Below are 23,073 nucleotides of genomic sequence, written 5' to 3'. Positions count from 1 at the left end.
GTCCTAGACTTTAGAGAGGAAAGAATATGGCTCAAAAACAATTAACAAAATCATCAAGCAACCGTATGCTGACGGGAACCATTGCTGGTGTAGGTGAGTATTTTGGCTTAAGCCGTGATATAATTACCTTATTGCGCATTTTGTATGTGCTGTTGGCTTTTGGAAGTCTGGGGACGCTTGTACTTGTGTATATCGTTGCTAGCTTCTTGATTCCTAGCCCATAAGAATATGAAGGACAACTTCTAGAAAGGAAAGAAAATGTCTCAAAAACAATTAACAAAATCAGCGAACAATCGTATGTTGACGGGAACCATTGCGGGTATCTGTGAATACTTTGGTTGGAGCCGTGATATCATCACCTTTGTGCGTATCTTATACGTGCTCTTAGCTTTCGGAAGTTGGGGAAGTCTTATTCCTGTCTACTTCATAGCCAGCTGGATTATCCCCAGTCCAAATGGCAATACAGGAGGGCAAAATCCTCGTCGAGAAAACGAAGGCAACTGGTCCAGTTATGCGGATCGTTGGCAAGGCAAATCTTCTTCAAGCCCATCTGGTCGTAAGATGAAAGAAGCAGAGCCAATTGAAGATGATAAAAAAGATGATTGGTCAGACTTTTAAAAAACAATAATTCCGAATTTCCTAAAACTCCTAAATAATATAAATAATAAATGAAAAAATAAAAATGGACGTCCATCACGTCCATTTTTTTAGTGATATTTCTCCACTTGATAAGATTTTTTTTTGACCATCTTCTAATTGAATAATAAGTTGCCCGTCTTGTGTCAAATCTTCTGCTAAACCTTTATATTGAATTTTATTTTCTTCGAATTCAACTGTTTTTCCAAGAACGAGAGAATGGGATTTGTAGATGTCAAAAAAATCTCGATCAGACAGTCTCTGAAATTCTGACCAGATTTCTGCAACCAGCTCAGAGCGTGTCAGAGCAGGCTGCTCTGTAAATAAAGAGCCGGCTTTATCCGCAAGAGATTCAGGAAATGCTTCAATATGAAAATTAATCCCGATGCCTAAGGCGACTTGCATACTTCTATCAGGTTGAAGCTGTGCTTCGGCTAAGATCCCGACAATCTTTTTATTGTTCAGATAGATATCATTGACCCACTTAATCAACGGTTTTTTATCGGTTAAGTTTTCGATGGCTGAAACTACTGCGGCCGCTGCTAATAATGTATAATTTGGTAATTCTTCGAGAGATACTAAAGGCTTTAAGAGGAGTGTCATATAAATTCCTCCCTCAGGACTTGCAAAATATTCTCGTCCGAAACGACCATAGATACCTGTCTGCTTCTCAGACATATATAAGGTATTTGCTTGGCCATCAGCTTTTGCATCAAGTTGAGTCGAAACAGATTGTTCAAGAATTTTTACATCTTGAAGCCACGGATTAGCGCTTAAAATAATTTTTTTATCTAGAGGTTTGTTCATTTAGGCAAAGTATATCAAAAAATATCATTTTGTGCTAAAATAAAGAAGTTACAATTTCCGATGGCGGGAGAAACTCTCCGGTGAGCAATCACCACCATTAAGCCTGTAACCGAAAAATACTCAAGAAGTAGGGGAAATAAAGAATGTTAGAAAAACGTCTATTCACATCAGAATCAGTCTCAGAGGGACATCCAGATAAGGTTGCGGATCAAATTTCAGATGCAATCCTTGATGCCATTGTGGCTCAAGATCCAGATGCTCACGTAGCTTGTGAAACAGTAGTTTACACGGGAACGGTAAATATATTTGGTGAAATATCAACTTCCGCTTATGTTGATATTGCGGGAGTGGTTCGCGAGACAATTAAAAATATTGGTTATACAGATAGTGAGAACGGCTTTGACTATAAATCAGTTGGTGTGCATGTATCACTTGTTGAACAATCGCCAGATATTGCTCAAGGTGTAAACGAGGCCGAAGAAGTTCGTGGTAAAGATGGGGAAATCATTGACCCACTTGATCTTATCGGTGCTGGTGACCAAGGGATGATGTTTGGTTATGCTACAAACGAAACAGAAGAATATATGCCACTTGCGATTTCACTTAGTCACAAGTTAGTGAAAAAATTGGCAGATTTGCGTAAATCAGGAGAAATATCTTACTTACGCCCAGATGCTAAGTCACAAGTTACGGTTGAATATGATGAAGCAGGTCAAGCCAAACGCGTGGACACTGTTGTTATTTCAACACAACATGCAGCCGATGCGACAAATGAAGAAATTCATCAAGACGTCATCGAAAAAGTTATCAAAGAAGTTATTCCAGCACATCTTCTTGATGAAGAAACAAAATACTTCATCAATCCAACAGGACGCTTTGTCATTGGAGGACCTCAAGGAGATTCTGGTTTAACCGGTCGTAAAATTATTGTTGATACCTATGGAGGTTATGCACCTCATGGTGGTGGCGCCTTTTCAGGGAAAGATGCAACAAAGGTTGACCGTTCAGCTTCTTATGCAGCCCGCTATGTTGCTAAAAACATTGTGGCTGCAGGACTAGCAGATAAAGCTCAAGTCCAATTATCATATGCAATTGGTGTTGCTACACCAACTTCGGTTAATATTGAAACTTTTGGTACAGGTAAAGTTTCGGATGATGCTCTGCTCGTAGCTATTCGTGAAAACTTTGACTTACGTCCAGCGGGAATCATCAAAATGCTTGATCTACTGCGTCCAATCTATGGAAAAACAGCAGCGTATGGTCATTTTGGGCGTACTGATATTGATCTCCCATGGGAACACCTTGATAAAGTTGATGCACTTAAAAAATTACTTTAATTATAAAAAGACTGTGTGTTATCACACGGTTTTTTTATACTTTTAAAATCTATTTGTTAAAAACTTGAAAGCGGTAAAATACTTAATTGAAACATATCCCAAAAAATGGTAAAATATAAGGAGTGTTTCTTTGGAAACGCATATGAACTATAATCAAGCTATCTGCCCTATTGAACCGCGATAGAGTAGGTATGAATAAAAGGAGACAAATGAGCGTTATAACAATCGTTCTGCTTGTCTTATTGATTGTATTGGTTATTGCCTTTATTTTTTATGCTCAAAATATTAAGAAAAACAAGCAAGATGCTGAAAGTCTTTTTATGCAAGCAGAGAGCAAGGCAAATGAGATAACGGCAAATGCACAGCGTGATGCTGCACTTGTAAGAAAAGAAGCAGAAATCCTTAGAGATGAAGCAGAAACTTTCAAGAAAGAAGCGCGCTTTAATCTTCGTGAGGAAGAGCAAAAACAACGTCGTGAAATCGAAGATGAATTTAAGCAAGATCGTAAGGAGTTAAGAGAAACTGAACAACGCCTAAAACAACGTGAAGAAGTTCTAGATCGTAAGGATGATAAACTTACAAATAAAGAACGTAGCTTAGACTCTAAAGAGGAAGCGCTCTCTAAAAAAACTGATACACTCAATAAGCGTGAGCAAGAGATTTTAGAAATTGAAGAAAAGAAACAAGAAGAGTTGGAACGCATCGCTGCTTTGACCAAGGAAGAAGCAAAAGAAATTATTTTGACTGAAACGCGTGATGGTTTAACTAAAGAAATGGCACAGCTTATACGTTCCAGCGAAGAAAAAGCCCATGCGGAAGCTGATAAACGTGCTAAGAATATTGTTTCACTTGCTATCCAACGTGTCTCTAGTGATTCGGTGGCTGAACAAACCGTCTCAGTAGTAACATTACCAGATGATGGGATGAAGGGACGTATTATTGGTCGCGAAGGCCGTAATATTCGTACATTTGAAGCTTTAACTGGTATTGATGTTATTATTGATGATACCCCAGAAGCAGTTGTACTTTCTGGCTTTGATCCTATTAGACGAGAAATTGCCCGGATGACCTTGGAACAATTGGTACAAGATGGTCGTATTCATCCCGCTCGTATTGAAGAACTAGTTGAGAAGAATCGCAAAGCACTTGATCATAAGATGCGTGAATACGGGGAACAAGCTGCTTTTGAAGTTGGTGCTCATAACTTACATCCAGATTTGATGAAAATTATGGGACGCCTACATTTCCGTACTTCTTATGGACAAAATGTACTTGATCATTCGGTTGAAGTTGCGAATGTTGCAGGAAATCTGGCTGGTGAGATGGGTGAAAACGTTACCCTAGCTAAGCGTGCAGGTTTCTTACATGATATTGGTAAAGCTTTAGACCATGAAGTGGAAGGAAGTCACGTCGAGATTGGGACAGAACTTGCACGTAAGTACAAGGAAAATCCAATTGTTATTAATACGATTGCCAGTCACCATGGCGACACCGAGCCTAATAGCAATATTGCAACCTTGGTTGCGGCTGCTGATGCGCTTAGCGCGGCACGTCCAGGCGCTCGTCGTGAGTCGATTGAAAATTATATTAAACGCCTCCGTGATTTAGAAAATATTTCAACGAGCTTTGAAGGTGTCGAAAGTGCTTTTGCTTTACAAGCGGGGCGCGAAGTTCGTGTTATGGTTAAACCAGAAAAGCTTACTGATGACGAAATCATTATCTTGGCAAGAGATGTGAAAAATCGTATTGAAGACGAAATGGATTATCCAGGAAATATCAAAGTTACTGTTATTCGTGAAACACGGGCCATTGATTATGCCAAATAAGAAAACACTCATTGAGTGTTTTTTATTTCGTAAATTTAAAAACCTTATGTTACAATTAAGTTAATTAAAATTACCTTTTGTTACGTAGAGTGGATATAGCTTAGAGACTTTGCTAGAATAGATTGTAAACAATAAGTGAGGTTAAAGAGATGCCCGAACGTGGTTTATTAATTGTTTTTTCTGGTCCTTCGGGAGTTGGAAAAGGAACTGTCCGTGCGAAAATTTTTGAAAATGAAAATAATTTTGATTATTCCGTATCAATGACAACTCGTGCGCAACGCCCTGGTGAAGTTGATGGAAAAGATTATTATTTCCGGACACGTGAAGAATTTGAAGAAATGATCCGCAAAGGTGAGATGCTAGAGTATGCTGAATATGTTGGTAATTATTATGGCACACCCTTGACTTATGTCAATCAAACTTTAGATGAAGGCAAGGATGTTTTTCTTGAAATTGAAGTACAAGGTGCGCTTCAAGTGAAGGAAAAAGTACCAGATGGTGTATTTGTGTTCTTGACGCCACCAGATTTGGAAGAATTACGTGGACGTCTTGTGGGACGAGGAACAGATAGTGCTGAAGTTATTAATAACCGCATGAAGAAAGCGAAAGAAGAAATTCGTTTGATGAGTGAATACGATTATGCTGTAGTTAATGATAAAGTTGAACTTGCTGCTGAACGTGTTATTAAGATTATTGAAGCTGAACATTATCGTGTGGACCGTGTGTTGGAACGTTATGCACACATGATTGAAAAATTGGATTAAGAAGAGAAAAGAGGAAACTGATATGATGTTAGAACCTTCAATTGACAAACTGCTACAACATGTAGATTCAAAATATTCGCTCGTTGTTTTGGAAGCTAAACGCGCGCATGAGTTGCGTGATGGGGAACGTCCTACAATGGAATTCAAAGCTGTTAAACGTACGTTGCAAGCTTTAGAAGAAATTGCTGAGGGCAAAGTTACCATTCACCCTTCTCCCGATGCAAAACGTGAAACTTTGAAAGAGAAGCGTGAATTAGAACGCCTCCAACAAAAAATGGCTGAAAAACTTATCCGTGAACAAATCGCTAAAGAAGAAGCCGAAGAAGAAGCGAAACAAAAAGGTAATCGTGCCGCTAAAGCTGCAGCTGCTTCAGCTGAATAAGCAGAAAAAAGCTTTCAAAAGTTTAAAGACAAACTTTTGAGGCTTTTTGTTTTTCAAATAATCCAAAGTCCACTATAGAAGATATCTTTTTGTTATAATTTATATAGTGAATTCAAGTGTGAAAAAGAAAAGCAGGGGAGAAAAATGATAAAAAAAACAGCTAAAGTTATTGTAGATATTCCTCTGATGCAGACAGATAAACCTTTTTCTTATGCCATTCCTTCGGAGTTGGAGAGCATGATAGAGATAGGCATGCGTGTCCACATCCCCTTTGGCAAAGGAAATCGTCTGGTTCAAGGTATCGTTATTGACTTTTCGGAAGAGGAAGATGTAGAACTTAAAGAAGTTGCGGAACTCCTTGACTTAGAACCTGTTTTGACCGAAGAACAGCTTACTCTAGCGGATGAAATGCGCCATACTGTTTTTTCGTACAAAATTTCTTGCCTAAAAGCTATGTTGCCTAACTTACTCAATTCGAGTTACGACAAAATATTGACAGCACAAGATGGGCGCCAAACAAAATGGAGCACGCTTAGTGATACTCAAAGGTTAGAAGCTTTGAAAGAAGTCAAAGCAGGGAAAGTGGAAGTAAGTTATTCTGCGAAATCTAAAGAAAATAAGAAGACGGAAAAATATTTGGTGGCAAGCTCTAAATTAGCCAGTTTCGAGATAGGAAAGGCCGCCAAAAAACGGGCTGAATTAAAAAAATATCTTTTGGAGCAAGAAGATAAAGTACGACAAAAAGATCTTCCGTTTTCATCAGCAATTATTAAATATTTTGTGGATAATGGTTTGGTAGAGGTAACTGAACAGGAGATTTCTCGGACAGCTTCCGTATTTCAAGCCGTAGAGCCTGACTCTGCAAAGCTTTTAAATGAAGAGCAGCAAGTAGCTTTTGATACTATTATGGCCTCCTCTGATAAACCCTTTTTACTTGAAGGTATTACGGGTTCTGGAAAAACGGAAGTCTATTTACAAGTTATTCAGGAAGTTTTAAATGATGGAAAGACAGCAATTATGCTGGTTCCAGAGATTTCCCTTACCCCGCAAATGTCCAATCGGTTTATTGCTCGCTTTGGGGAAAAAGTTGCCATTATGCATTCAGGTTTGTCTGATGGAGAAAAATATGACGAATGGCGTAAAATCAAGGAAGGACGCGCACAGGTTGTTGTTGGTGCTCGTTCTGCAATTTTTGTGCCCTTAGAAAATATTGGTGTCATCATTATTGATGAAGAGCATGAAACGAGTTATAAACAGGATTCGAGTCCACGCTACCATGCTCGAGATATAGCATTGTTACGCGCAAAGTATCATCAAGCACGTGTGGTACTGGGGTCAGCAACGCCGAGTTTAGAAAGTCGTGCGCGTGCACAGCGGGATGTCTATCATCTGTTGAGACTTACCCAACGAGCAAATGAGGAAGCTTTTTTACCACAAGTGCAGATTGTGGATATGCGTAGTAATCTGAGTGATAAATCAGCCAATTTTTCTGAACTGCTTTTGGAAAAAATACAAGAAAAAGTTGATCGAAAAGAGCAGGTTATTCTGATGCTTAATCGCCGCGGGTATAGTTCTTTTGTCATGTGTCGAGACTGTGGTTTTGTCGTGGAGTGTCCTAACTGCGATATTTCTTTGACTTTGCACATGGATACGAAAACTTTAAATTGTCATTATTGTGGACATCAAGAGGCCATTCCTCATGCTTGTCCTAACTGTCAAAGCCGGAAGATTCGTTATTATGGTTCCGGCACTCAAAAAGTCCAAGAAGAATTAGAAAAATTACTTCCTCATATTCGTATTTTACGAATGGATGTTGATACGACGAAGACCAAAAATGCACATGAAAAGATTTTAAACAAATTTGGTGCACATGAAGCGGATATACTACTCGGCACACAGATGATAGCTAAAGGTTTGGATTTCCCAAATGTAACGCTAGTGGGTGTCATTAATGCAGATACAGGCTTAAATCTTCCCGACTTTCGTGCGAGTGAGCGAAGTTTTCAACTTTTGATGCAAGTTGCAGGCCGTGCAGGTCGTGCAAATAAAAAAGGTGAAGTCCTAATCCAAACTTTTAACCCTGGTCATTATGCGGTTAAGTTAGTGGCTGATCAGGATTATGAAACCTTTTATCGTCAAGAGATGTATTATCGTCAGCAACTTTCTTATCCTCCTTATTATTTTACTGTTCAGATTTTAGTCAGTCATAAAGATGAGGACATTGTGGCGAAAAAAGCCTATGAAATTGCGAGCTTGATTAAGGAAAAATTATCAGAGAAAGCTAAGATTTTAGGACCAACTCCTAAACCTATTGCACGTACACATAATCTTTATCATTATCAAATTCTTGTGAAGTATCGTTTTGAAGAACACTTAGAGAAGGTTTTAAACCAAGTTCTTGATTTAACACAAAAACGAGAGAATAAAGACGTAAGAGTCTTGATTGATAGTGAGCCTCAAAATTTTGTATAAAAATAGCAATCTGATTGCTATTTTTTTATCTCTTTAAAACCCACATCTTGAGGGGGAAATTAAGATTAAGAGACCTAATAGGGATAGGTTTTCATTGCTTACATTTTTCAAGCGAGCACTATATGTAGTGTTATGGTATAATAAAATATGTCTTGAGACACTATATGTAGTGTTTGTGTCTTAAGACCTTTTAAAGTGTGGTTATACATTTAAATGCAAATAATGGTTCATTTATTTAACAAGCAATGAGCCTTTTCGATATAAATATTCTAGTCTAAGGGATTAGATTAGCAGAAGTTAGGAAGGAAAAGATGGCAGTGTTAGTATTAGCTGGAACGATTGGAGCTGGCAAGAGTTCGCTCACTGAAATGTTAGCAGAAGAATTAGGAACCGAAGCTTTTTATGAGAGTGTAGACGATAATGAGGTTTTACCTTTATTTTATAAAGATCCTCAAAAATACGCCTTTTTATTACAAATCTACTTTTTGAATAAAAGATTTGATTCTATAAAACGAGCTCTCTCTCATAATAACAATGTATTGGACCGCTCTATCTATGAAGACAGTTTACTTTTTCATTTAAATGCTGATTTGGGACGTGCTACAGATATTGAAGTAGAAGTTTATGATTCATTATTAAGTAATATGCTTGAGGAAATTAATACGTTAACCTTTAAAAAGCGTCCAGACTTGTTAATCCATGTGAGTGTTTCTTTTGAAAAAATGTTGGAACGTATTCAAAAACGGGGACGAGAGTTTGAGCAGTTAGACTATGACAGTTCGCTTTATGCTTATTATCAAGAGTTGAATAAGAGATATGAAAAATGGTTTGAAGAGTTTGATATCTGTCCTAAAATCCAAATTGATGGTGATAAATATGATTTTGTAGAAGATGAGACAGCTAAAGTGTATGTTATTCAACAGATCAAAAATAAATTAGCAGAAATTGAGGGGGAAAAGAGCAAATGAATTTGACTGTTTTTTTATCTGCTCGTGATGGGAAAAGTCCTGCACATATACAACGTAGCAAGAAGCTAGGTGAAGAAATCACACGCTGTGGTCATACCTTGGTCTATGGAGGCTCTCAAGAAGGTTGTATGGGAGCTGTCTCCGAGGCTGTTTTAAGAAATAAGGGGCAAGTTATTGCTGTATATCCAGATGGTCTCTTGCCACTAGAGCCTCCAAGAGAAAATGCGACAGAGCTTTATTTAGCTAAAAATATGGATGAACGCAAACGTAAGTTAATTGACTTAGGAGAAGCCTTTATCATCTTACCTGGAGGTTTTGGTACGATGGAAGAAGTATTTCAACTTTTGACAGAAATGAGTATCGGACAAACAGAAATTCGTCCCGTTATTTTTATTGATAACGAATTTTATCTGCCTCTGTTTAACATGATTCAACTCCAAGCTCAAGAAGAAATGCTTTCAACAGAAGTTCTTGAAGCAGTTCATCTGGTAGAAACAACAGAACAAGCCATGCAATTATTAGGAGAATTAAATTATGAACAAGCCGTTTGAGCAAGCCGTAAAAGTTTATCTTGCAGCCCCCTTTTTTAGTGACAATCAGATTCAAAAAGTAGAACAATTAGAAGAAGCACTTTCTAAAAATGAAACAGTTGCATCTTACTTTAGCCCCATGCGTTGTCAACGTCCAGAAGGTCTGCCCGACGATGTAGAAGAGTTTACCCCAGTATGGGCCAAGGCGACAATGGAAAATGATGTTAAAGAGGTTGAAGCAGCGGATGTTATCGTAGCTATTCTGGATTATGATGGACAGGATACAGATTCTGGTACAGCTTGGGAACTTGGCTATGCCATAGCTAAAGGAATGCCTACTTATCTGGTCCGTTTTGAAGAAGAGGGCCCAGGAAATATTATGCTGACAGAGAGAAATACAGCCTTTTTTACAGATGCGGATCAAGTTGCGCAGTATGATTTCTTAACAGCACAACCGATTCCATATTCAGGTAAATATATATAATTCAAACCATTTATTAAGATATTTTTGACAAAAAGAGGATTATTTACCTCTTTTTTTTGCAGTAAAATAAGCAATAATTTAAAGGTGAAAATATCGGCCTAGAGTAGAGTTTAGATATTGCAGAATACCTTATAACAGAAGTAAAAATAGAACCGTAAGCTCCGCAAGTAAAATATAATTATTTTTGTGTGGTAGGATTAAGAAATAAGGCCTGAGAAAATGATATAATTAGTGACACATGTATATTATTTAATAGCTTGAAAAATTAAATCAGGAGGATAAAAATACAAGTCCTCTATTTTTCTTTGGCAACAGGAAGAGTGATTGTAGCTCTTTAGGAGGGCACAGGGGAGAAGTAGAAGGGACAATGTGTTAAAATGGACATTATGACAAAAACAAAAATAATTTTTATGGGGACTCCTCAGTTCTCACAAACGGTCTTGAAAGGTTTGATTTCTAGTCAAGAGTATGACATCTTAGCTGTTGTGACACAACCAGATCGCAAAGTAGGACGTAAGCAAGAATTACGGATGACACCCGTTAAAGAGCTAGCACTGGAGTCTGGTTTAAAAATTTTACAGCCGGAAAAATTATCAGGCTCTCCTGAGATGGAAGAACTAATAAACTTTGGCGCTCAAGGAGCAGGGATTGTGACAGCCGCCTTTGGACAATTTTTACCTGGTAAATTATTGGATGCTATGGCTTTTGCAGTAAACGTTCATGCTTCTTTACTGCCTAAGTATCGGGGTGGAGCTCCTATTCATTATGCTATTATGAATGGTGAAAAAGAAGCAGGAGTAACCATCATGGAAATGGTAAGAAAAATGGATGCTGGGGATATGGTTGCTAAAGATTCTATTCCTATCTTAGAAGAAGACAATGTTGGCACAATGTTTGAAAAATTAGCAGTTGTTGGACGCGATCTTCTTCTCGAAACTTTACCAAAATATGTTGCGGGTGAGATACAACCCCAAGCACAAGATGAAAGTCAAGCGACATTTTCTCCAAATATTAGCCCAGAAGAAGAAAGAATTGACTGGAACAAAACAAACCGCCAAATCTTTAATCAGATTCGCGGGATGAATCCCTTTCCTGTGGCTCATACGCTCTGGAATGAAGGTCGCTTTAAAATCTACGCGAGTCGCCCTGTAGAGACCGAAAAAAGTGGGCAACCCGGACAAATTATTGATAAAACAAAAAAATCTCTGCTGATAGCAACAGGCTCAGGAGCTTTGGAACTTCTTGAAGTTCAACCCGCAGGAAAACCAAAAATGGACATTGTTAGCTTCCTTAATGGTTTAGGACAGAAAGTAAATATAGGTGATCAATTTGGCAAATAATGCAAGACAAGTCGCACTCAATGTGCTCAATGATATTTTTGGAAATGATGCTTATGCCAACATTGCCTTGGATAGAACTTTACGTGAAGCGGAGCTTTCAGAATTAGATCGTAATTTTGTCACAGCACTAGTCTATGGCGTAGTTTCTAAAGAAAGACTGTTAGAGTGGTATTTGGAACCTTTCTTTAAGAAACAACCGAAACCATGGGCCAAAATGCTTTTGGTGATGACAATCTACCAAGTTCTTTTTATGGATAAAGTACCAACTTCGGCAGCAGTTGACGAGGCGGTAAAAATTGCAAAACGCAGGGATGGGCAACAAGCGGGTAATTTTGTTAATGCAGTATTGCGTAATTTTATGCGCTCAGAGCGAAGAAATGAAGAACCAAAAACGTGGGAAGTAAAATATTCCATGCCTAAACTTCTCTTGGACAAGATGGTTAAACAATTTGGTGGTAAACGAACAGGGGTCATTCTAGAAAGTTTGGAAAAACCAAGTAAAGCAAGTCTAAGAATAATTGATGCACAGGTGGATCTTCCAGGAACACAGCCTTCAGAACTTTCCCCCGTCGGACGTGTTGCAGACCACGGTAACTTTGCCCATACACAAGAGTTTATTGATGGGAAAATTACGATTCAAGATGAGACAAGTCAGTTAGTGGCTCCTCAACTTGAATTAACTGGAAATGAGCGTGTGCTAGATGCCTGTGCCGCACCTGGTGGTAAAACCACGCATATTGCTCAATATCTCGAAACTGGTCATGTGACAGCTTGTGACTTATATGATCATAAGTTGAAACTTATTGAAGATAATGCTGAGCGTCAAGGTGTTTGGGAAAAAATTACGACAGTAAAAGCAGATGCTACTCAGATTGCAGAACGGTTTGCTGATGAAGAAGACTTTGATCGTATACTCGTGGATGCCCCTTGTTCGGGTGTAGGCCTGATTCGTCGGAAACCAGATATACGGTATCGTAAAGAAAGTTCGGATTTTCTTGATTTGCAAGAACTTCAGTTGAAAATTTTGGATAGTGCTTCGAAAAAGCTGAAGAAAAATGGTATAATGGTTTACAGTACCTGCACAATTTTTGATGAGGAAAACTTTGAGGTTGTTAAGAAATTCCTTGAATCTCATCCAGAATTTGAACAGGTTGAAATCTCGCATGAAAAAGAAGATATCATCACAGAAGGTTGTATTTTTATCACACCAGAGATGTATCATACTGATGGTTTCTTTATTGCGAAGTTCAGAAAACTTTAATTCTTTATAACAAGGAGCAAAAGTGGAATATAGTATTTTATCAGATATTGGTATGAAACGTACTGCTAACCAGGACTTCGCTGGTACGTACGTAAACCGTGCAGGTTACCGTCTTTTTCTTTTGGCAGATGGTATGGGCGGTCATAAGGCAGGAAATGTCGCCAGTAAATTAACAGTGGAAGATTTGGGCAAACTTTGGTCGGAGTCATTTTTTGATGATGGCACACCAATCGCAACATTGGAAACTTGGTTGCGCAATCAAATTCGCAATGAAAGTGAAAATATTGCAGACCTAGGTAAACTTGATGAATATCAGGGTATGGGCACAACGCTTGAAGTTTTAGTTATGCAAGAAGGGCAAGTTATTTCAGCTCACGTTGGCGATAGCCGTACTTACTTGATACGCGATGGTGAATTACAAAAGATAACAACGGACCATTCTTTGGTACAGGAACTTGTAGATGCCGGTCAGATTACTGAAGAAGAAGCGGAAATTCATCCTAATAAAAATATCATTACACGTTCATTAGGACAGTCAGCTGAAGTTCAAGCAGATCTTCAAGCTGTGGAAGTCCAAGCAGGCGATTATCTTTTGATGAATTCTGATGGGCTGACAAATATGATTTCTTCAGAAGAAATTTTAGAAGTTGTCTATTCAGATGCTACTATAGCTGAGAAGACTGAGACATTGGTTGCTCTTGCTAATGAGGCTGGCGGACATGATAATATCACAGTAATTTTAGTAAAAATTGATGAACAGTCAGTGGCACTCAATGAAGATGGGGAGGTTGACTGATGATTCAAATCGGAAAAATCTTCGCAGATCGCTACAAAATTATCAAAGAAGTTGGGCGTGGTGGTATGGCAAACGTTTATCAAGGAGAAGATACATATCTTGATAATCGACAAGTCGCTATAAAAGTATTACGTTCAAATTTTGAAAATGATAATATCGCTATTGCCCGTTTCCAGAGAGAAGCGTTCGCGATGGCAGAACTTTCACATCCAAACATTGTCAGCATTTCTGATGTAGGAGAGTCTGAAAGTCAACAATATATCGTTATGGAATATGTTGATGGTATGACTCTGAAACAGTATATTAACGAGCACGCCCCTTTATCAAATGAAGAAGCTGTCAATATAACTACAGAAATCCTTTCCGCTATGGAATGTGCACATACACATGGAATTATTCACCGTGACTTGAAGCCCCAAAACGTCTTGCTTTCGCAAAGTGGGAATGTTAAGGTCACTGATTTTGGTATCGCTAAGGCGTTGACAGAAACAAGCCTGACACAGACAAATACAATGTTTGGGAGTGTGCATTATCTTTCTCCTGAACAAGCGCGTGGTGCGAATGCTACGCTTCAGTCAGATATCTATGCGATTGGGATTATCCTATTTGAGTTATTAACAGGACAAATTCCGTTTGATGGTGATTCTGCTGTGGCTATTGCTTTGAAGCATTTCCAAGAAAATGTACCTAGCATTATTAATATTAATAAGGATGTTCCTCAGGCATTAGAAAATGTAGTGATTAAAGCAACTGCTAAAGATATCCATAATCGTTACGCGAATGTTGAAGAAATGATGACAGACTTGGCAACTTCAACCAGTCTTGATCGGAAAGGGGAACCTAAACTTACTTTTGATAAGGATTTGGATGCGACGAAGGCTTTACCTAGCAAGCTCATCAATCCTTATGATACGAAGCCTTTAATCAATAAAGATTCAGATGAAGTTGAGAAAAAAGCAGATAAACCAGTAACTGAAGCACCAAAGAAGAAAAAATCTCGTAAAGCTTTAATCGCTTGGATTGTCCTTGCTCTTTTGCTAATAGGCGGTGGAGTGGCTGCTTGGATAATTACAACCCCACAAAATGTCTCTGTACCAGATGTCACAAATATGACTCAAGAAGAAGCAGAAACTACGATTAAAGAAAAAAATCTTACAGTTGGTAATATTATCCAAGAGTTAAGCACCAGTGTTGAAAAAGACAAAGTTACGCGTACAAATCCTGAGGCTGGATCAAATGTACGTAAAAATAGTAAAGTAGATATTTATATTTCCCAAGGAGCTAATGGCTTCAAGATGGAAGATTATGTTGGTAAAAAATACCAAGATGTCGTTGATGATTTGATGGTGAACAAAAACATCAGTAAAAATCAAATTAGCATAAATTACGTCACAAGTTCAGAACCTTCAGGTACGATTGTGAAGCAAACACCAGCAAAAGGTAATTTCTTCGATCCAACTGGGGATGGTCAAATCAGTTTTGATGTCTCTGAAGGTGATACAGTAACAATGCCAGCAATTGATTATACATCTGGTGGCTTGAGCTCAACATCCGCAATCAGTTATCTTAACCAGTTGGAAAGTCTAGGTGTACCTACTTCAAATATCACTTTTGTAGATGCAAGTTCGGCAAGTGAAGTTTCAAGCTCTAACTTGAATGGATATTATGTTACACAAACGAGTCCAGCACCAGGGGACAAATTTAATCCGTCGAATACAAAAATTACGTTGACAGTTGCTAAAGCAAATAATAGCAGCAACAGTGACAGTGATAATCAAACTTCTGAAACTACAACAGAAACGACTACTGAAACCACAACAACGGAAACAACTACAGAATCGACCCCTGATACAAATTCAGATCAGAAAACAGATGAAAATTCATCAACTACTACAACAACTACTGAAGTACCAAAGTAATAGATTATAAATAAAAGTCTTTCAGATATTCTGAAAGACTTTTATTTATAATAATATAAAAAAACTGTCTTTAGACAGTTTTTTTGAGTCTTAACGACGGAGACCAAGTGAAGCGATGAGTTCACGGTAACGTGGAACATCTTTTTCACGAAGGTAAGCAAGAAGGTTACGACGGTGACCGATTTTTTTCATCAATCCACGGTATGTTGCATGGTCTTTTTTGTGAGATTTGATGTGATCGTTAAGGTGGTTGATTTCCCAAGTCAAAACAGCGATTTGAACTTCAGGTGAACCAGTGTCGCCTTCAGTACGTGCATATTGCTTGATGAGTTCTTGTTTTTTTTCTTTTGAAATTGCCATGAGTTTTTCTCCTTTTTATTTAGTGCTCATACCGAGTAGGACGCGGGCAAAGCGTGAAACCAAGAATGAGTTGTAAAAAACTACTTACTTATCTTACACTATTTTTAATTTTTTTACAAGCTTATAGGGTACTTGCTTAAACTTTAACTCAAAGTAGATTCTTTATTAATCGTTGCAGTGATCGCATCAATTACAGTAGCTACAAAATTATTTTGCTCAAGAGAGACAACGCCAGCGACAGTGGTTCCACCTGGGCTTGAAACTTTGTCAACCAAGGTCCAAGGACCCTCACCAGACTCTAGAATCATCTGTGCAGATGCAGCAACGGTTTCCGCAACAATCTTTGTTGCTTGTTCTTTAGGGATGCCATGAAGAACTCCAGCTCGACTTAAGGCGTCGACAAACATATAGATGTAAGCAGGACTTGAACCAGCAATAGCTGTGAAAGTAGAAAAATCCTTTTCAGCCACTTCATGAACTGTACCAATTGAAGAGAAGATTTCTTGAGTCAATTGATAAACTTCAGGGCTTACATATTCATTGCGAACGATAGCAGAAGTTGATTTCTGAATTTGAGCGTTGATATTAGGCATGACACGAATGATTGGGAAATCATAAGTTTTTGACATATCCGACAAAGCTTCTAAATCAAAACCAGCTGCAATAGAAATGAGGGTTTTATCTTTAGTAAAAAGTGGTGAAATTTCTTCCATAATGTCAGGTAGAATTTGTGGTTTAACAGCCATGACGATAAGGTCAGACTGTTCCACAAGTTCACAGTGAGATTGGCTGGCAAATACGCCGAGTGTATCAGCTTGATCCTGCGTTTTTCTCAAATCACGTCCCGAAATAAGCACACGGACATTTGACTTATCAAGTCCGGTAATGATAGCAGATGCCATCTTACCGACACCTATAAAACCAATTGTTTTCATTTTAACTCCATTTTTTTTATAGTAAATCTCTCTTCATTTTAGCATATATTTTAGCATAATCATATAATCAAGGACAATAATTAGAATTACTCTTAGAATATGATATAATCATTGTATATATTAGATTACGAATTTTACAGTTTTGGAGGCCATATAAGAATGGAAAAATATGCGATTATATTAGCGGCTGGAAAAGGCACGCGAATGAAATCATCATTACCGAAAGTACTTCATAATGTAGCGGGTAAGTCAATGCTCGCACATGTTTTGGATAATGTGAGCCAAGTTGATATGACAAAACAAATTGTTATAGTTGGTCATGAAGCAGACAGAGTGATTGAAACCCTTCCTAAGGGGACAAATTTTGTGAAGCAAGATGAACAATTAGGTACTGGTCATGCTGTCCGTATTGCATCAGATTTGCTTGAAAATGAAGAAGGGGCTACATTAGTCATCGCAGGCGATACACCGTTGATTACTGGGGAAACTTTGAATGAATTATTTGAGTATCATGTTACTCAAAAAGCAACAGCCACTATTTTGACAGCTGTGGCACCTGATCCAACGGGATACGGACGTATTGTTCGTGATTCAGATGATTCTGTTCAAAAAATTGTTGAACAAAAAGATGCATCTGCGTCAGAGCAAGCCATTCAAGAGATTAATACAGGCACTTATATTTTTGATAATAAAGCGCTTTTCTCTGCTTTAGAAAATCTGACAACAGATAATGCTCAAGGCGAATATTATTTGACAGATGTTATCGAAATTTTCAAAAAGCAAAATAAGACAGTTGCAGCCCATACACTTAGCGACTTTGATGAAAGTTTAGGTGTTAATGATCGTGTAGCTCTTTCTCAAGCTGAAAAGACGATGCGACGCCGGATTAATCATCAACATATGGTCAATGGGGTAACATTAATTGACCCAGAAACTACTTATATTGATGCGGGTATCGAGATTGGTGAAGAAACAATTATTGAGCCAAATGTACAAATTAAAGGAAACACTGTAATTGGCAAAAAAACGCTGATTACAAGTGGCAGCCGCATTGAAGATTCAGAAATTCATTCACATTGTGAAATCCGCTCTTCATGGATTGAAAGCAGTAAAATGAATATTATGAGTAACGTGGGCCCTTATGCACATCTACGTCCAGGTACTGTTTTGAGTGAAAAAGTCCATGTTGGTAACTTTGTAGAAATCAAAGGCTCAACACTTGGAAAAGGAACCAAAGCCGGTCATTTAACTTACATTGGTAATGCAACAGTTGGGGAAAAAGTAAACTTTGGTGCAGGTACTATTACCGTAAACTATGATGGGCAAAATAAATACAATACAGAAATTGATGACTTTGCTTTTATTGGCTCAAATTCTACTTTAATTGCTCCACTTCGTGTAGGTAAGAATGCTTTGACTGCTGCTGGTTCAACGATTACTAAAGATGTGGCACCTGAAAGTATTGCTATTGGACGCTCTCGTCAAGTTGAGAAAGTAGGAGCAGCGCGTCGTTTACCACATTTTCGTGGTGAGTAAGATTACTAGAAAATAAAGATAACGGAGATTAAAATGCCAGAATATAACGAGAAAAAGTTTGAAGAAAGTACTTTGTCTCGTGAGCAAATTTTTCACGGACAAATTTTTCAAGTTGTTAAGGACTTGGTTAGCTTACCTGACGGCAGCATGAGTTCAAGAGAACTAGTTTTCCACAATGGAGGGGTTGCAGTTGCACCCATAACTGGAGATAAACTCATTTTAGTAGGGCAGTACCGTAAAGCTTTTGAAAAATTTATTTTTGAAGTCCCTGCAGGTAAATTAGAAGAGGATGAGTTAAACGATCCTAAAGCTGCTGCCTTGCGTGAGTTAGAAGAAGAAACTGGTTATACTGCAGAACGTCTAACAGAAATTACGAGTTTTTACGGTACACCAGGTTTTTCATCTGAAAAAACGTATCTTTATTTTCCAGTAGGTCTCACCAAGGTAGAAAGTCCTCGTCTTCATGATGAGGGAGAATTTCTTGAAATGATTGAAGTTACCTTACCTGAAGCAAAAATGATGATAGAAGCAGGACAAATTTGTGATGCTAAAACTATTATGGCTGTATGGTACTGGGAACTTCAAAATCTGAAAAAACAAGGAGATTTAGATGTCTAAACCACTTTTGACAGATGATATCATTGAAGATGCAGAAAGAAAAAGAAGACGTCTAGAAAGAAGTCTAAAAGAAGAGTTAGAAAATGATCGTGAGCTTTCAGAAAAGTATGATAGGCTTGAACGTGACTTATCTAAAAATTCAGTTTATAAAAGTCGTCGCATAGAAAATGCAAAACAGAAAAAAAGAAGTAGTCGTGTAAATAAATGGCTTCTTATTACCTCGCTCATCGTTATTGGTATAGGTATATTATTTTTCTGGTATTACTTTTAAAAGATACTCATGGCCCTCACATCTTACTGTGGGGTTTTATTTTAAAGTTTTATGCTATATAATATATTTGAAAGCTTAAGAAAATAAAGGAGAAATAAAAATGAAATTAGGAATTATTTGTGCGATGGAAGAAGAGTTGCGTACGCTTGTGGAAAATCTAGATGATGCCAGCAAACTGACACGCCATGGCTATATCTTCCACACTGGGTCAATTGGGCGACATGAAGTAGTTTTAGTACAATCTGGCATCGGTAAAGTAATGTCAGCCTTAGCTGTTGCTTTATTGGTAGAAGTATTTTCAGTAGATGGAATTGTTAACACGGGTTCAGCAGGGGCAGTAAGTCCTGAATTAAAAATTGGAGATGTGGTGGTGGCTGATAAGCTTGCTTATCACGATGTAGATGTGACTGCCTTCGGCTATTCATTTGGACAAATGGCGCAACAGCCTCTCTATTTTGAAAGCAGTAAATACTTTATTTCCGAGCTGAAAAAAGCTATAGATAATCCAGTTGTGGGATTGATTACAAGTTCAGATAGTTTTATTTCAAGTGATAGTCGTATTGCGGAAATTAAACGTCACTTTCCTAATGTTTTAGCTGTGGAAATGGAAGGCGCCTCCATTGCACAAGCAGCGACAGCCTTGAAGAAACCCTTTGTCATTATTCGTGCAATGTCAGATACAGCAAGTCATGATGCGAATGTCAAATTTGACGAGTTCATTATCGAAGCCGGTCGCAAATCTGCTGAAACATTAATGAATTTTCTAAATAATATGGAATAGATAAGAATTAGCTGATTTTTTCACTAAAAAAAGTTATAATGGTAAAACCAATATATGAAAGTGGAGAAGTATCAAATGACAATTACTCAAGATTTTACACAAAAACTTTATGACAATTTTGCCGGGAATCAAAAATTCCGTGCGGTCGAAAATGCAGCAACTAAGAATGGTCTTCTTAATGCTCTTGAAGTGCGTAGTTCACATGCAAACAATATCCCCGAGTTTTCAATCGATCTGACCAAAGATAAAGTAACCAATCAAAAACAATCAGGTCGTTGTTGGATGTTTGCGGCTTTAAACACTTTCCGTCATAAAATGATTGGGCAATACAAGTTGGAAAACTTTGAACTCTCCCAAGCTTATACATTCTTTTGGGATAAATATGAAAAATCAAATTGGTTTATGGAGCAAATTATCAATAATTTGGACATGGATGACCGCCGTTTGAAATTCCTTTTACAAACACCTCAACAAGATGGTGGACAATGGGATATGGTCGTTGCGCTATTTGAAAAATATGGTGTAGTACCGAAAGATATTTATCCTGAATCAGCAGCATCTTCAAACTCTCGTGAACTGAATCAATATTTGGATAAATTATTACGCCAAGATGCACAATTGCTAAGAGAGGCTTTGGAAAAAGGGCAAGATGTACATGAGCTTAAAGAAAATCTGTTAACAGAAATTTTTAACTTTTTGGCTGCCACACTTGGTTTGCCTCCGCAAAATTTTGAATATGCTTTTCGTGATAAAGAAAATACTCTGGAAAAATTCTCAGGCAGTGCCCAAGAGTTTTATGCTAAATATGTAGACATTCAACTTGACGATTATGTTTCAATTATTAATGCCCCAACTGCAGATAAACCTTACAACAAGTCATATACAGTTGAGTTTCTTGGAAATGTTGTAGGAGCTCGCGATGTTAAGCATTTGAATCTTGAAATGTCTCGCTTTAAAAAGTTAGCTATTGAACAAATGCAAGCAGGAGAGACAGTTTGGTTCGGGTGTGATGTCGGCCAAGTTTCTAATCGTAAAGATGGTTTGTTGACTTTAGATGCCTATGATTTTGAAACTTCTTTGGATATTCAATTTACACAAGATAAAGCTTCACGTTTAGATTATGCAGAGTCTCTGATGACGCATGCGATGGTTTTGACAGGAGTAGACTTGGATCAAAATGGAGAACCTACAAAGTGGAAAGTGGAAAATTCTTGGGGGAAAGATGTCGGTAAAGAAGGATATTTTGTTGCTTCCGACGCTTGGATGGATGAATACACTTACCAAATCGTTGTACGTAAAGACTTACTCACAGCGGAAGAACTTGCTGCTTATAATTCAGAACCCCAAGTATTGTTGCCGTGGGATCCGATGGGTGCTTTGGCTTAAAGATGGAAGATGTCCCAACTGGGCATCTTTTTTTGCTATAATATTATTATGGAAAATACGGATATTATCTACGGCTTACATGCTGTGACAGAATCTCTTAATGCGGGAGTAGTAAATAAGCTCTATGTTGAAGAAAAACTAAGAGGAAAGAATGTTGAAAAAATCAAAGAACTGGCACGAAAAAAGAAAGTAAATATCTCTTGGACGCCTAAGTCAGAGTTAAACAAAATGTCGGAAGATGGTGTACATCAAGGCTTTGTTGCGCGTGTGGCCGAATTTGCTTATGAAGAATTATCTACTATTTTGGCAAAAATAGCGGATAAAGAAGCTGCAACAGTCTTGATTTTAGATGAATTAACAGACCCTCATAATCTTGGGTCAATCGCACGTACTGCGGATGCTACAGGAGTCGATGCCATCATCATACCGAAACACCGCTCAGTGGGTATCACACCAACAGCTGTTAAAGCAAGTACCGGAGCACTTCAGCACGTTCCAGTAGTACGTGTGACTAATCTTTCACAAACTTTGGACAAATTAAAAGAAGCTGGCTTTTGGACTTTTGGCACAGATATGGATGGAACAACTTATTCCAAGTGGAACACTTCGGGTAAGATTGCTTTGATTATTGGAAATGAAGGCAAAGGTATCGGACAAAATCTTAAAAAGCAAGTGGATGAGATGATTACTATACCAATGGTGGGGCATGTTCAAAGTTTAAATGCAAGTGTCGCAGCAAGCGTATTAATGTATGAAATTTTTAGAAACAAGATGTAAAGGGGCAATAATGACTTTTCGTATTATTACAGATTCGACAGCGGATTTGAGTGCAGAGTATTTGGAAAAAAATGATGTAGCTGTTTTGGGTATGACTGTTACTATTGGGGACCAAACTTATCCCACTGTGGGTGAAGATGCTTTAGATAACAATCTTCTTTTAAGTGAAATCAAAGCGGGGAAGACGGTTCAAACCTCGCAAATTAACTCAGGACAATTTACGGAATTATTCAAAAAATACGTCACTCAAACTCCAGAAGAAGAAATCGTTTATCTGGCTTTTTCATCAGGCTTGTCAGGCACTTATCAATCTGCGATTATTGCCCGAGATATGGTTCTCGAACAGTTTCCAGAAGCTAAAATTACGATAGTTGACACTCTAGCAGCAGCTTCAGGAGAAGGGTATCTGGTACAAGAGATGGTAAATCTTCGGGATTCAGGCAAAAAATTATCTGAAGCTTTGCCCATTTTTGAGAGCCTAATCCTCCGCGTGAAAAGCTTATTTATGGTTGATGATTTAAACCACTTGGCACGTGGTGGACGGATACCTAAAGCCGTTGCTATGGTTGGGACTATGGCTAATATTAAACCATTGCTTACTGTAGACAAAGAAGGCAAGTTGACACAGATGTCGAAAGTTCGTGGTAAGAAGAAAGCAGTGAAAACTCTAGTTGACATGACATTAGAAGGAATGGACATGACTTATCCTCGTGTAATTGTTGCTTACTCTGGAAGTGATGCTATAGCACAAGAGGCTAAAGCTTTAATCCTTGAGCGAAAACTTGTTGACAGAGTTGACGTTCGTCCTTTGAGTCCAACGATTGTAACGCATACAGGGTCTGGTACTCTGGCGATTTTTTCGATTGCAGAAAAAAATAGAGCATAAT

Annotated in this window: 24 protein-coding genes; 21 read left to right on the top strand and 3 right to left on the bottom strand. The window is 38.0% G+C overall.

Going from position 1 to position 23,073, the window contains the following annotated elements:
* Positions 1-26 precede the first annotated feature (26 nt).
* On the top strand, positions 27-224 hold the full coding sequence (locus I6G50_RS07175) for a PspC domain-containing protein (protein WP_004259545.1): 198 nt from the start codon (positions 27-29) through the stop codon (positions 222-224).
* Positions 225-258: 34 nt separating this feature from the next.
* Complete coding sequence (locus I6G50_RS07170; protein WP_004259541.1) at positions 259-618, top strand: PspC domain-containing protein; 360 nt, start codon at positions 259-261, stop codon at positions 616-618.
* A gap of 75 nt (positions 619-693) precedes the next feature.
* Here I6G50_RS07170 and I6G50_RS07165 read toward each other — a convergent pair whose 3' ends face one another.
* Positions 694-1,443, bottom strand: coding sequence for a biotin--[acetyl-CoA-carboxylase] ligase (locus tag I6G50_RS07165; RefSeq protein ID WP_197908362.1), 750 nt, complete (start codon positions 1,441-1,443; stop codon positions 694-696).
* Positions 1,444-1,586: 143 nt separating this feature from the next.
* Here I6G50_RS07165 and metK point away from each other — a divergent pair, with 143 nt between their 5' ends.
* The 12 genes from metK to pknB all read left to right on the top strand — a co-directional run bounded on the left by metK (position 1,587) and on the right by pknB (position 15,522).
* Entirely contained in the window at positions 1,587-2,780 is a 1,194-nt protein-coding gene (gene metK, locus I6G50_RS07160) for a methionine adenosyltransferase (protein ID WP_197908361.1), read from the top strand.
* 209 nt (positions 2,781-2,989) lie between these two features.
* Positions 2,990-4,606: a ribonuclease Y gene (gene rny, locus I6G50_RS07155; protein ID WP_197908360.1), complete on the top strand. Its 1,617-nt coding sequence runs from the start codon at positions 2,990-2,992 to the stop codon at positions 4,604-4,606.
* 149 nt (positions 4,607-4,755) lie between these two features.
* Complete coding sequence (gene gmk, locus I6G50_RS07150; protein WP_004259524.1) at positions 4,756-5,370, top strand: guanylate kinase; 615 nt, start codon at positions 4,756-4,758, stop codon at positions 5,368-5,370.
* A gap of 22 nt (positions 5,371-5,392) precedes the next feature.
* Positions 5,393-5,752: a DNA-directed RNA polymerase subunit omega gene (gene rpoZ, locus I6G50_RS07145; RefSeq protein WP_042753039.1), complete on the top strand. Its 360-nt coding sequence runs from the start codon at positions 5,393-5,395 to the stop codon at positions 5,750-5,752.
* A gap of 144 nt (positions 5,753-5,896) precedes the next feature.
* The gene (locus I6G50_RS07140) at positions 5,897-8,224 is read left to right on the top strand and encodes a primosomal protein N' (protein WP_197908359.1); all 2,328 of its coding nucleotides are present in this window, start codon (positions 5,897-5,899) and stop codon (positions 8,222-8,224) included.
* Between the two features lie 311 nt (positions 8,225-8,535).
* Positions 8,536-9,192 carry a deoxynucleoside kinase gene (locus I6G50_RS07135; RefSeq protein ID WP_004259512.1) on the top strand — a complete coding sequence of 219 codons (657 nt, stop codon included), beginning with the start codon at positions 8,536-8,538 and terminating at the stop codon, positions 9,190-9,192.
* Positions 9,189-9,743 (top strand): TIGR00730 family Rossman fold protein, encoded by a 555-nt coding sequence (locus I6G50_RS07130; protein WP_081168609.1) that lies wholly within the window; start codon positions 9,189-9,191, stop codon positions 9,741-9,743. The genes I6G50_RS07135 and I6G50_RS07130 overlap by 4 nt, the downstream gene beginning before the upstream one ends.
* Positions 9,727-10,206 (top strand): nucleoside 2-deoxyribosyltransferase, encoded by a 480-nt coding sequence (locus tag I6G50_RS07125; RefSeq protein ID WP_081168611.1) that lies wholly within the window; start codon positions 9,727-9,729, stop codon positions 10,204-10,206. The genes I6G50_RS07130 and I6G50_RS07125 overlap by 17 nt, the downstream gene beginning before the upstream one ends.
* A 386-nt stretch (positions 10,207-10,592) precedes the next feature.
* Positions 10,593-11,546 carry a methionyl-tRNA formyltransferase gene (fmt, locus tag I6G50_RS07120; RefSeq protein WP_197908358.1) on the top strand — a complete coding sequence of 318 codons (954 nt, stop codon included), beginning with the start codon at positions 10,593-10,595 and terminating at the stop codon, positions 11,544-11,546.
* On the top strand, positions 11,536-12,807 hold the full coding sequence (rsmB, locus tag I6G50_RS07115) for a 16S rRNA (cytosine(967)-C(5))-methyltransferase RsmB (protein WP_197908357.1): 1,272 nt from the start codon (positions 11,536-11,538) through the stop codon (positions 12,805-12,807). Before fmt ends, rsmB begins: the two co-directional genes overlap by 11 nt.
* 22 nt (positions 12,808-12,829) lie before the next feature.
* The gene (locus I6G50_RS07110) at positions 12,830-13,603 is read left to right on the top strand and encodes a Stp1/IreP family PP2C-type Ser/Thr phosphatase (protein ID WP_004259478.1); all 774 of its coding nucleotides are present in this window, start codon (positions 12,830-12,832) and stop codon (positions 13,601-13,603) included.
* Positions 13,603-15,522 carry a Stk1 family PASTA domain-containing Ser/Thr kinase gene (pknB, locus tag I6G50_RS07105; protein WP_197908356.1) on the top strand — a complete coding sequence of 640 codons (1,920 nt, stop codon included), beginning with the start codon at positions 13,603-13,605 and terminating at the stop codon, positions 15,520-15,522. Before I6G50_RS07110 ends, pknB begins: the two co-directional genes overlap by 1 nt.
* A gap of 90 nt (positions 15,523-15,612) precedes the next feature.
* Here the strand turns inward: pknB and rpsO are convergent, their stop codons facing one another.
* Both rpsO and proC read right to left on the bottom strand, forming a co-directional pair.
* Positions 15,613-15,882 carry a 30S ribosomal protein S15 gene (gene rpsO / locus I6G50_RS07100; protein WP_004259474.1) on the bottom strand — a complete coding sequence of 90 codons (270 nt, stop codon included), beginning with the start codon at positions 15,880-15,882 and terminating at the stop codon, positions 15,613-15,615.
* Positions 15,883-16,025: 143 nt separating this feature from the next.
* A complete protein-coding gene (gene proC / locus I6G50_RS07095) occupies positions 16,026-16,817 on the bottom strand; it encodes a pyrroline-5-carboxylate reductase (protein WP_197908355.1) in 792 nt (263 codons plus the stop codon).
* A 159-nt stretch (positions 16,818-16,976) separates the two neighbouring features.
* On the opposite strand from proC, the gene glmU reads away from it, so the two are divergent.
* The 7 genes from glmU to I6G50_RS07060 all read left to right on the top strand — a co-directional run bounded on the left by glmU (position 16,977) and on the right by I6G50_RS07060 (position 23,072).
* The gene (glmU, locus tag I6G50_RS07090) at positions 16,977-18,353 is read left to right on the top strand and encodes a bifunctional UDP-N-acetylglucosamine diphosphorylase/glucosamine-1-phosphate N-acetyltransferase GlmU (protein WP_197908354.1); all 1,377 of its coding nucleotides are present in this window, start codon (positions 16,977-16,979) and stop codon (positions 18,351-18,353) included.
* A 33-nt stretch (positions 18,354-18,386) separates the two neighbouring features.
* The gene (locus tag I6G50_RS07085) at positions 18,387-18,971 is read left to right on the top strand and encodes an NUDIX hydrolase (protein ID WP_197908353.1); all 585 of its coding nucleotides are present in this window, start codon (positions 18,387-18,389) and stop codon (positions 18,969-18,971) included.
* Positions 18,964-19,242, top strand: coding sequence for a cell wall synthase accessory phosphoprotein MacP (gene macP, locus I6G50_RS07080; RefSeq protein ID WP_004259460.1), 279 nt, complete (start codon positions 18,964-18,966; stop codon positions 19,240-19,242). The genes I6G50_RS07085 and macP overlap by 8 nt, the downstream gene beginning before the upstream one ends.
* Positions 19,243-19,342: 100 nt before the next feature.
* On the top strand, positions 19,343-20,023 hold the full coding sequence (locus tag I6G50_RS07075) for a 5'-methylthioadenosine/adenosylhomocysteine nucleosidase (protein ID WP_004259455.1): 681 nt from the start codon (positions 19,343-19,345) through the stop codon (positions 20,021-20,023).
* A gap of 75 nt (positions 20,024-20,098) precedes the next feature.
* Positions 20,099-21,409 carry an aminopeptidase C gene (pepC, locus tag I6G50_RS07070; protein WP_197908352.1) on the top strand — a complete coding sequence of 437 codons (1,311 nt, stop codon included), beginning with the start codon at positions 20,099-20,101 and terminating at the stop codon, positions 21,407-21,409.
* Positions 21,410-21,457: 48 nt separating this feature from the next.
* The gene (gene rlmB / locus I6G50_RS07065; RefSeq protein WP_197908351.1) at positions 21,458-22,186 is read left to right on the top strand and encodes a 23S rRNA (guanosine(2251)-2'-O)-methyltransferase RlmB; all 729 of its coding nucleotides are present in this window, start codon (positions 21,458-21,460) and stop codon (positions 22,184-22,186) included.
* A gap of 10 nt (positions 22,187-22,196) precedes the next feature.
* Positions 22,197-23,072: a DegV family protein gene (locus tag I6G50_RS07060; protein WP_197908350.1), complete on the top strand. Its 876-nt coding sequence runs from the start codon at positions 22,197-22,199 to the stop codon at positions 23,070-23,072.
* Position 23,073 lies beyond the last annotated feature (1 nt).

Origin of the sequence: Lactococcus garvieae (assembly GCF_016027715.1) — a bacterium.
GTDB lineage: Bacteria > Bacillota > Bacilli > Lactobacillales > Streptococcaceae > Lactococcus > Lactococcus garvieae_A.
The sequence above is the reverse complement of the archived record's forward strand: the minus strand, read 5'-3'. Positions and strand labels throughout refer to the sequence as shown.

Excerpts from the sequence above, each read along its gene's own strand:
- I6G50_RS07175 (WP_004259545.1), top strand. The coding sequence starts at position 27 with ATGGCTCAAAAACAATTAACAAAATCATCAAGCAACCGTATGCTGACG.
- I6G50_RS07170 (WP_004259541.1), top strand. The coding sequence starts at position 259 with ATGTCTCAAAAACAATTAACAAAATCAGCGAACAATCGTATGTTGACG.
- I6G50_RS07165 (WP_197908362.1), bottom strand. The coding sequence starts at position 1,443 with ATGAACAAACCTCTAGATAAAAAAATTATTTTAAGCGCTAATCCGTGG.
- metK (WP_197908361.1), top strand. The coding sequence starts at position 1,587 with ATGTTAGAAAAACGTCTATTCACATCAGAATCAGTCTCAGAGGGACAT.
- rny (WP_197908360.1), top strand. The coding sequence starts at position 2,990 with ATGAGCGTTATAACAATCGTTCTGCTTGTCTTATTGATTGTATTGGTT.
- gmk (WP_004259524.1), top strand. The coding sequence starts at position 4,756 with ATGCCCGAACGTGGTTTATTAATTGTTTTTTCTGGTCCTTCGGGAGTT.
- rpoZ (WP_042753039.1), top strand. The coding sequence starts at position 5,393 with ATGATGTTAGAACCTTCAATTGACAAACTGCTACAACATGTAGATTCA.
- I6G50_RS07140 (WP_197908359.1), top strand. The coding sequence starts at position 5,897 with ATGATAAAAAAAACAGCTAAAGTTATTGTAGATATTCCTCTGATGCAG.
- I6G50_RS07135 (WP_004259512.1), top strand. The coding sequence starts at position 8,536 with ATGGCAGTGTTAGTATTAGCTGGAACGATTGGAGCTGGCAAGAGTTCG.
- I6G50_RS07130 (WP_081168609.1), top strand. The coding sequence starts at position 9,189 with ATGAATTTGACTGTTTTTTTATCTGCTCGTGATGGGAAAAGTCCTGCA.
- I6G50_RS07125 (WP_081168611.1), top strand. The coding sequence starts at position 9,727 with ATGAACAAGCCGTTTGAGCAAGCCGTAAAAGTTTATCTTGCAGCCCCC.
- fmt (WP_197908358.1), top strand. The coding sequence starts at position 10,593 with ATGACAAAAACAAAAATAATTTTTATGGGGACTCCTCAGTTCTCACAA.
- pknB (WP_197908356.1), top strand. The coding sequence starts at position 13,603 with ATGATTCAAATCGGAAAAATCTTCGCAGATCGCTACAAAATTATCAAA.
- rpsO (WP_004259474.1), bottom strand. The coding sequence starts at position 15,882 with ATGGCAATTTCAAAAGAAAAAAAACAAGAACTCATCAAGCAATATGCA.
- proC (WP_197908355.1), bottom strand. The coding sequence starts at position 16,817 with ATGAAAACAATTGGTTTTATAGGTGTCGGTAAGATGGCATCTGCTATC.
- glmU (WP_197908354.1), top strand. The coding sequence starts at position 16,977 with ATGGAAAAATATGCGATTATATTAGCGGCTGGAAAAGGCACGCGAATG.
- I6G50_RS07085 (WP_197908353.1), top strand. The coding sequence starts at position 18,387 with ATGCCAGAATATAACGAGAAAAAGTTTGAAGAAAGTACTTTGTCTCGT.
- macP (WP_004259460.1), top strand. The coding sequence starts at position 18,964 with ATGTCTAAACCACTTTTGACAGATGATATCATTGAAGATGCAGAAAGA.
- I6G50_RS07075 (WP_004259455.1), top strand. The coding sequence starts at position 19,343 with ATGAAATTAGGAATTATTTGTGCGATGGAAGAAGAGTTGCGTACGCTT.
- pepC (WP_197908352.1), top strand. The coding sequence starts at position 20,099 with ATGACAATTACTCAAGATTTTACACAAAAACTTTATGACAATTTTGCC.
- rlmB (WP_197908351.1), top strand. The coding sequence starts at position 21,458 with ATGGAAAATACGGATATTATCTACGGCTTACATGCTGTGACAGAATCT.
- I6G50_RS07060 (WP_197908350.1), top strand. The coding sequence starts at position 22,197 with ATGACTTTTCGTATTATTACAGATTCGACAGCGGATTTGAGTGCAGAG.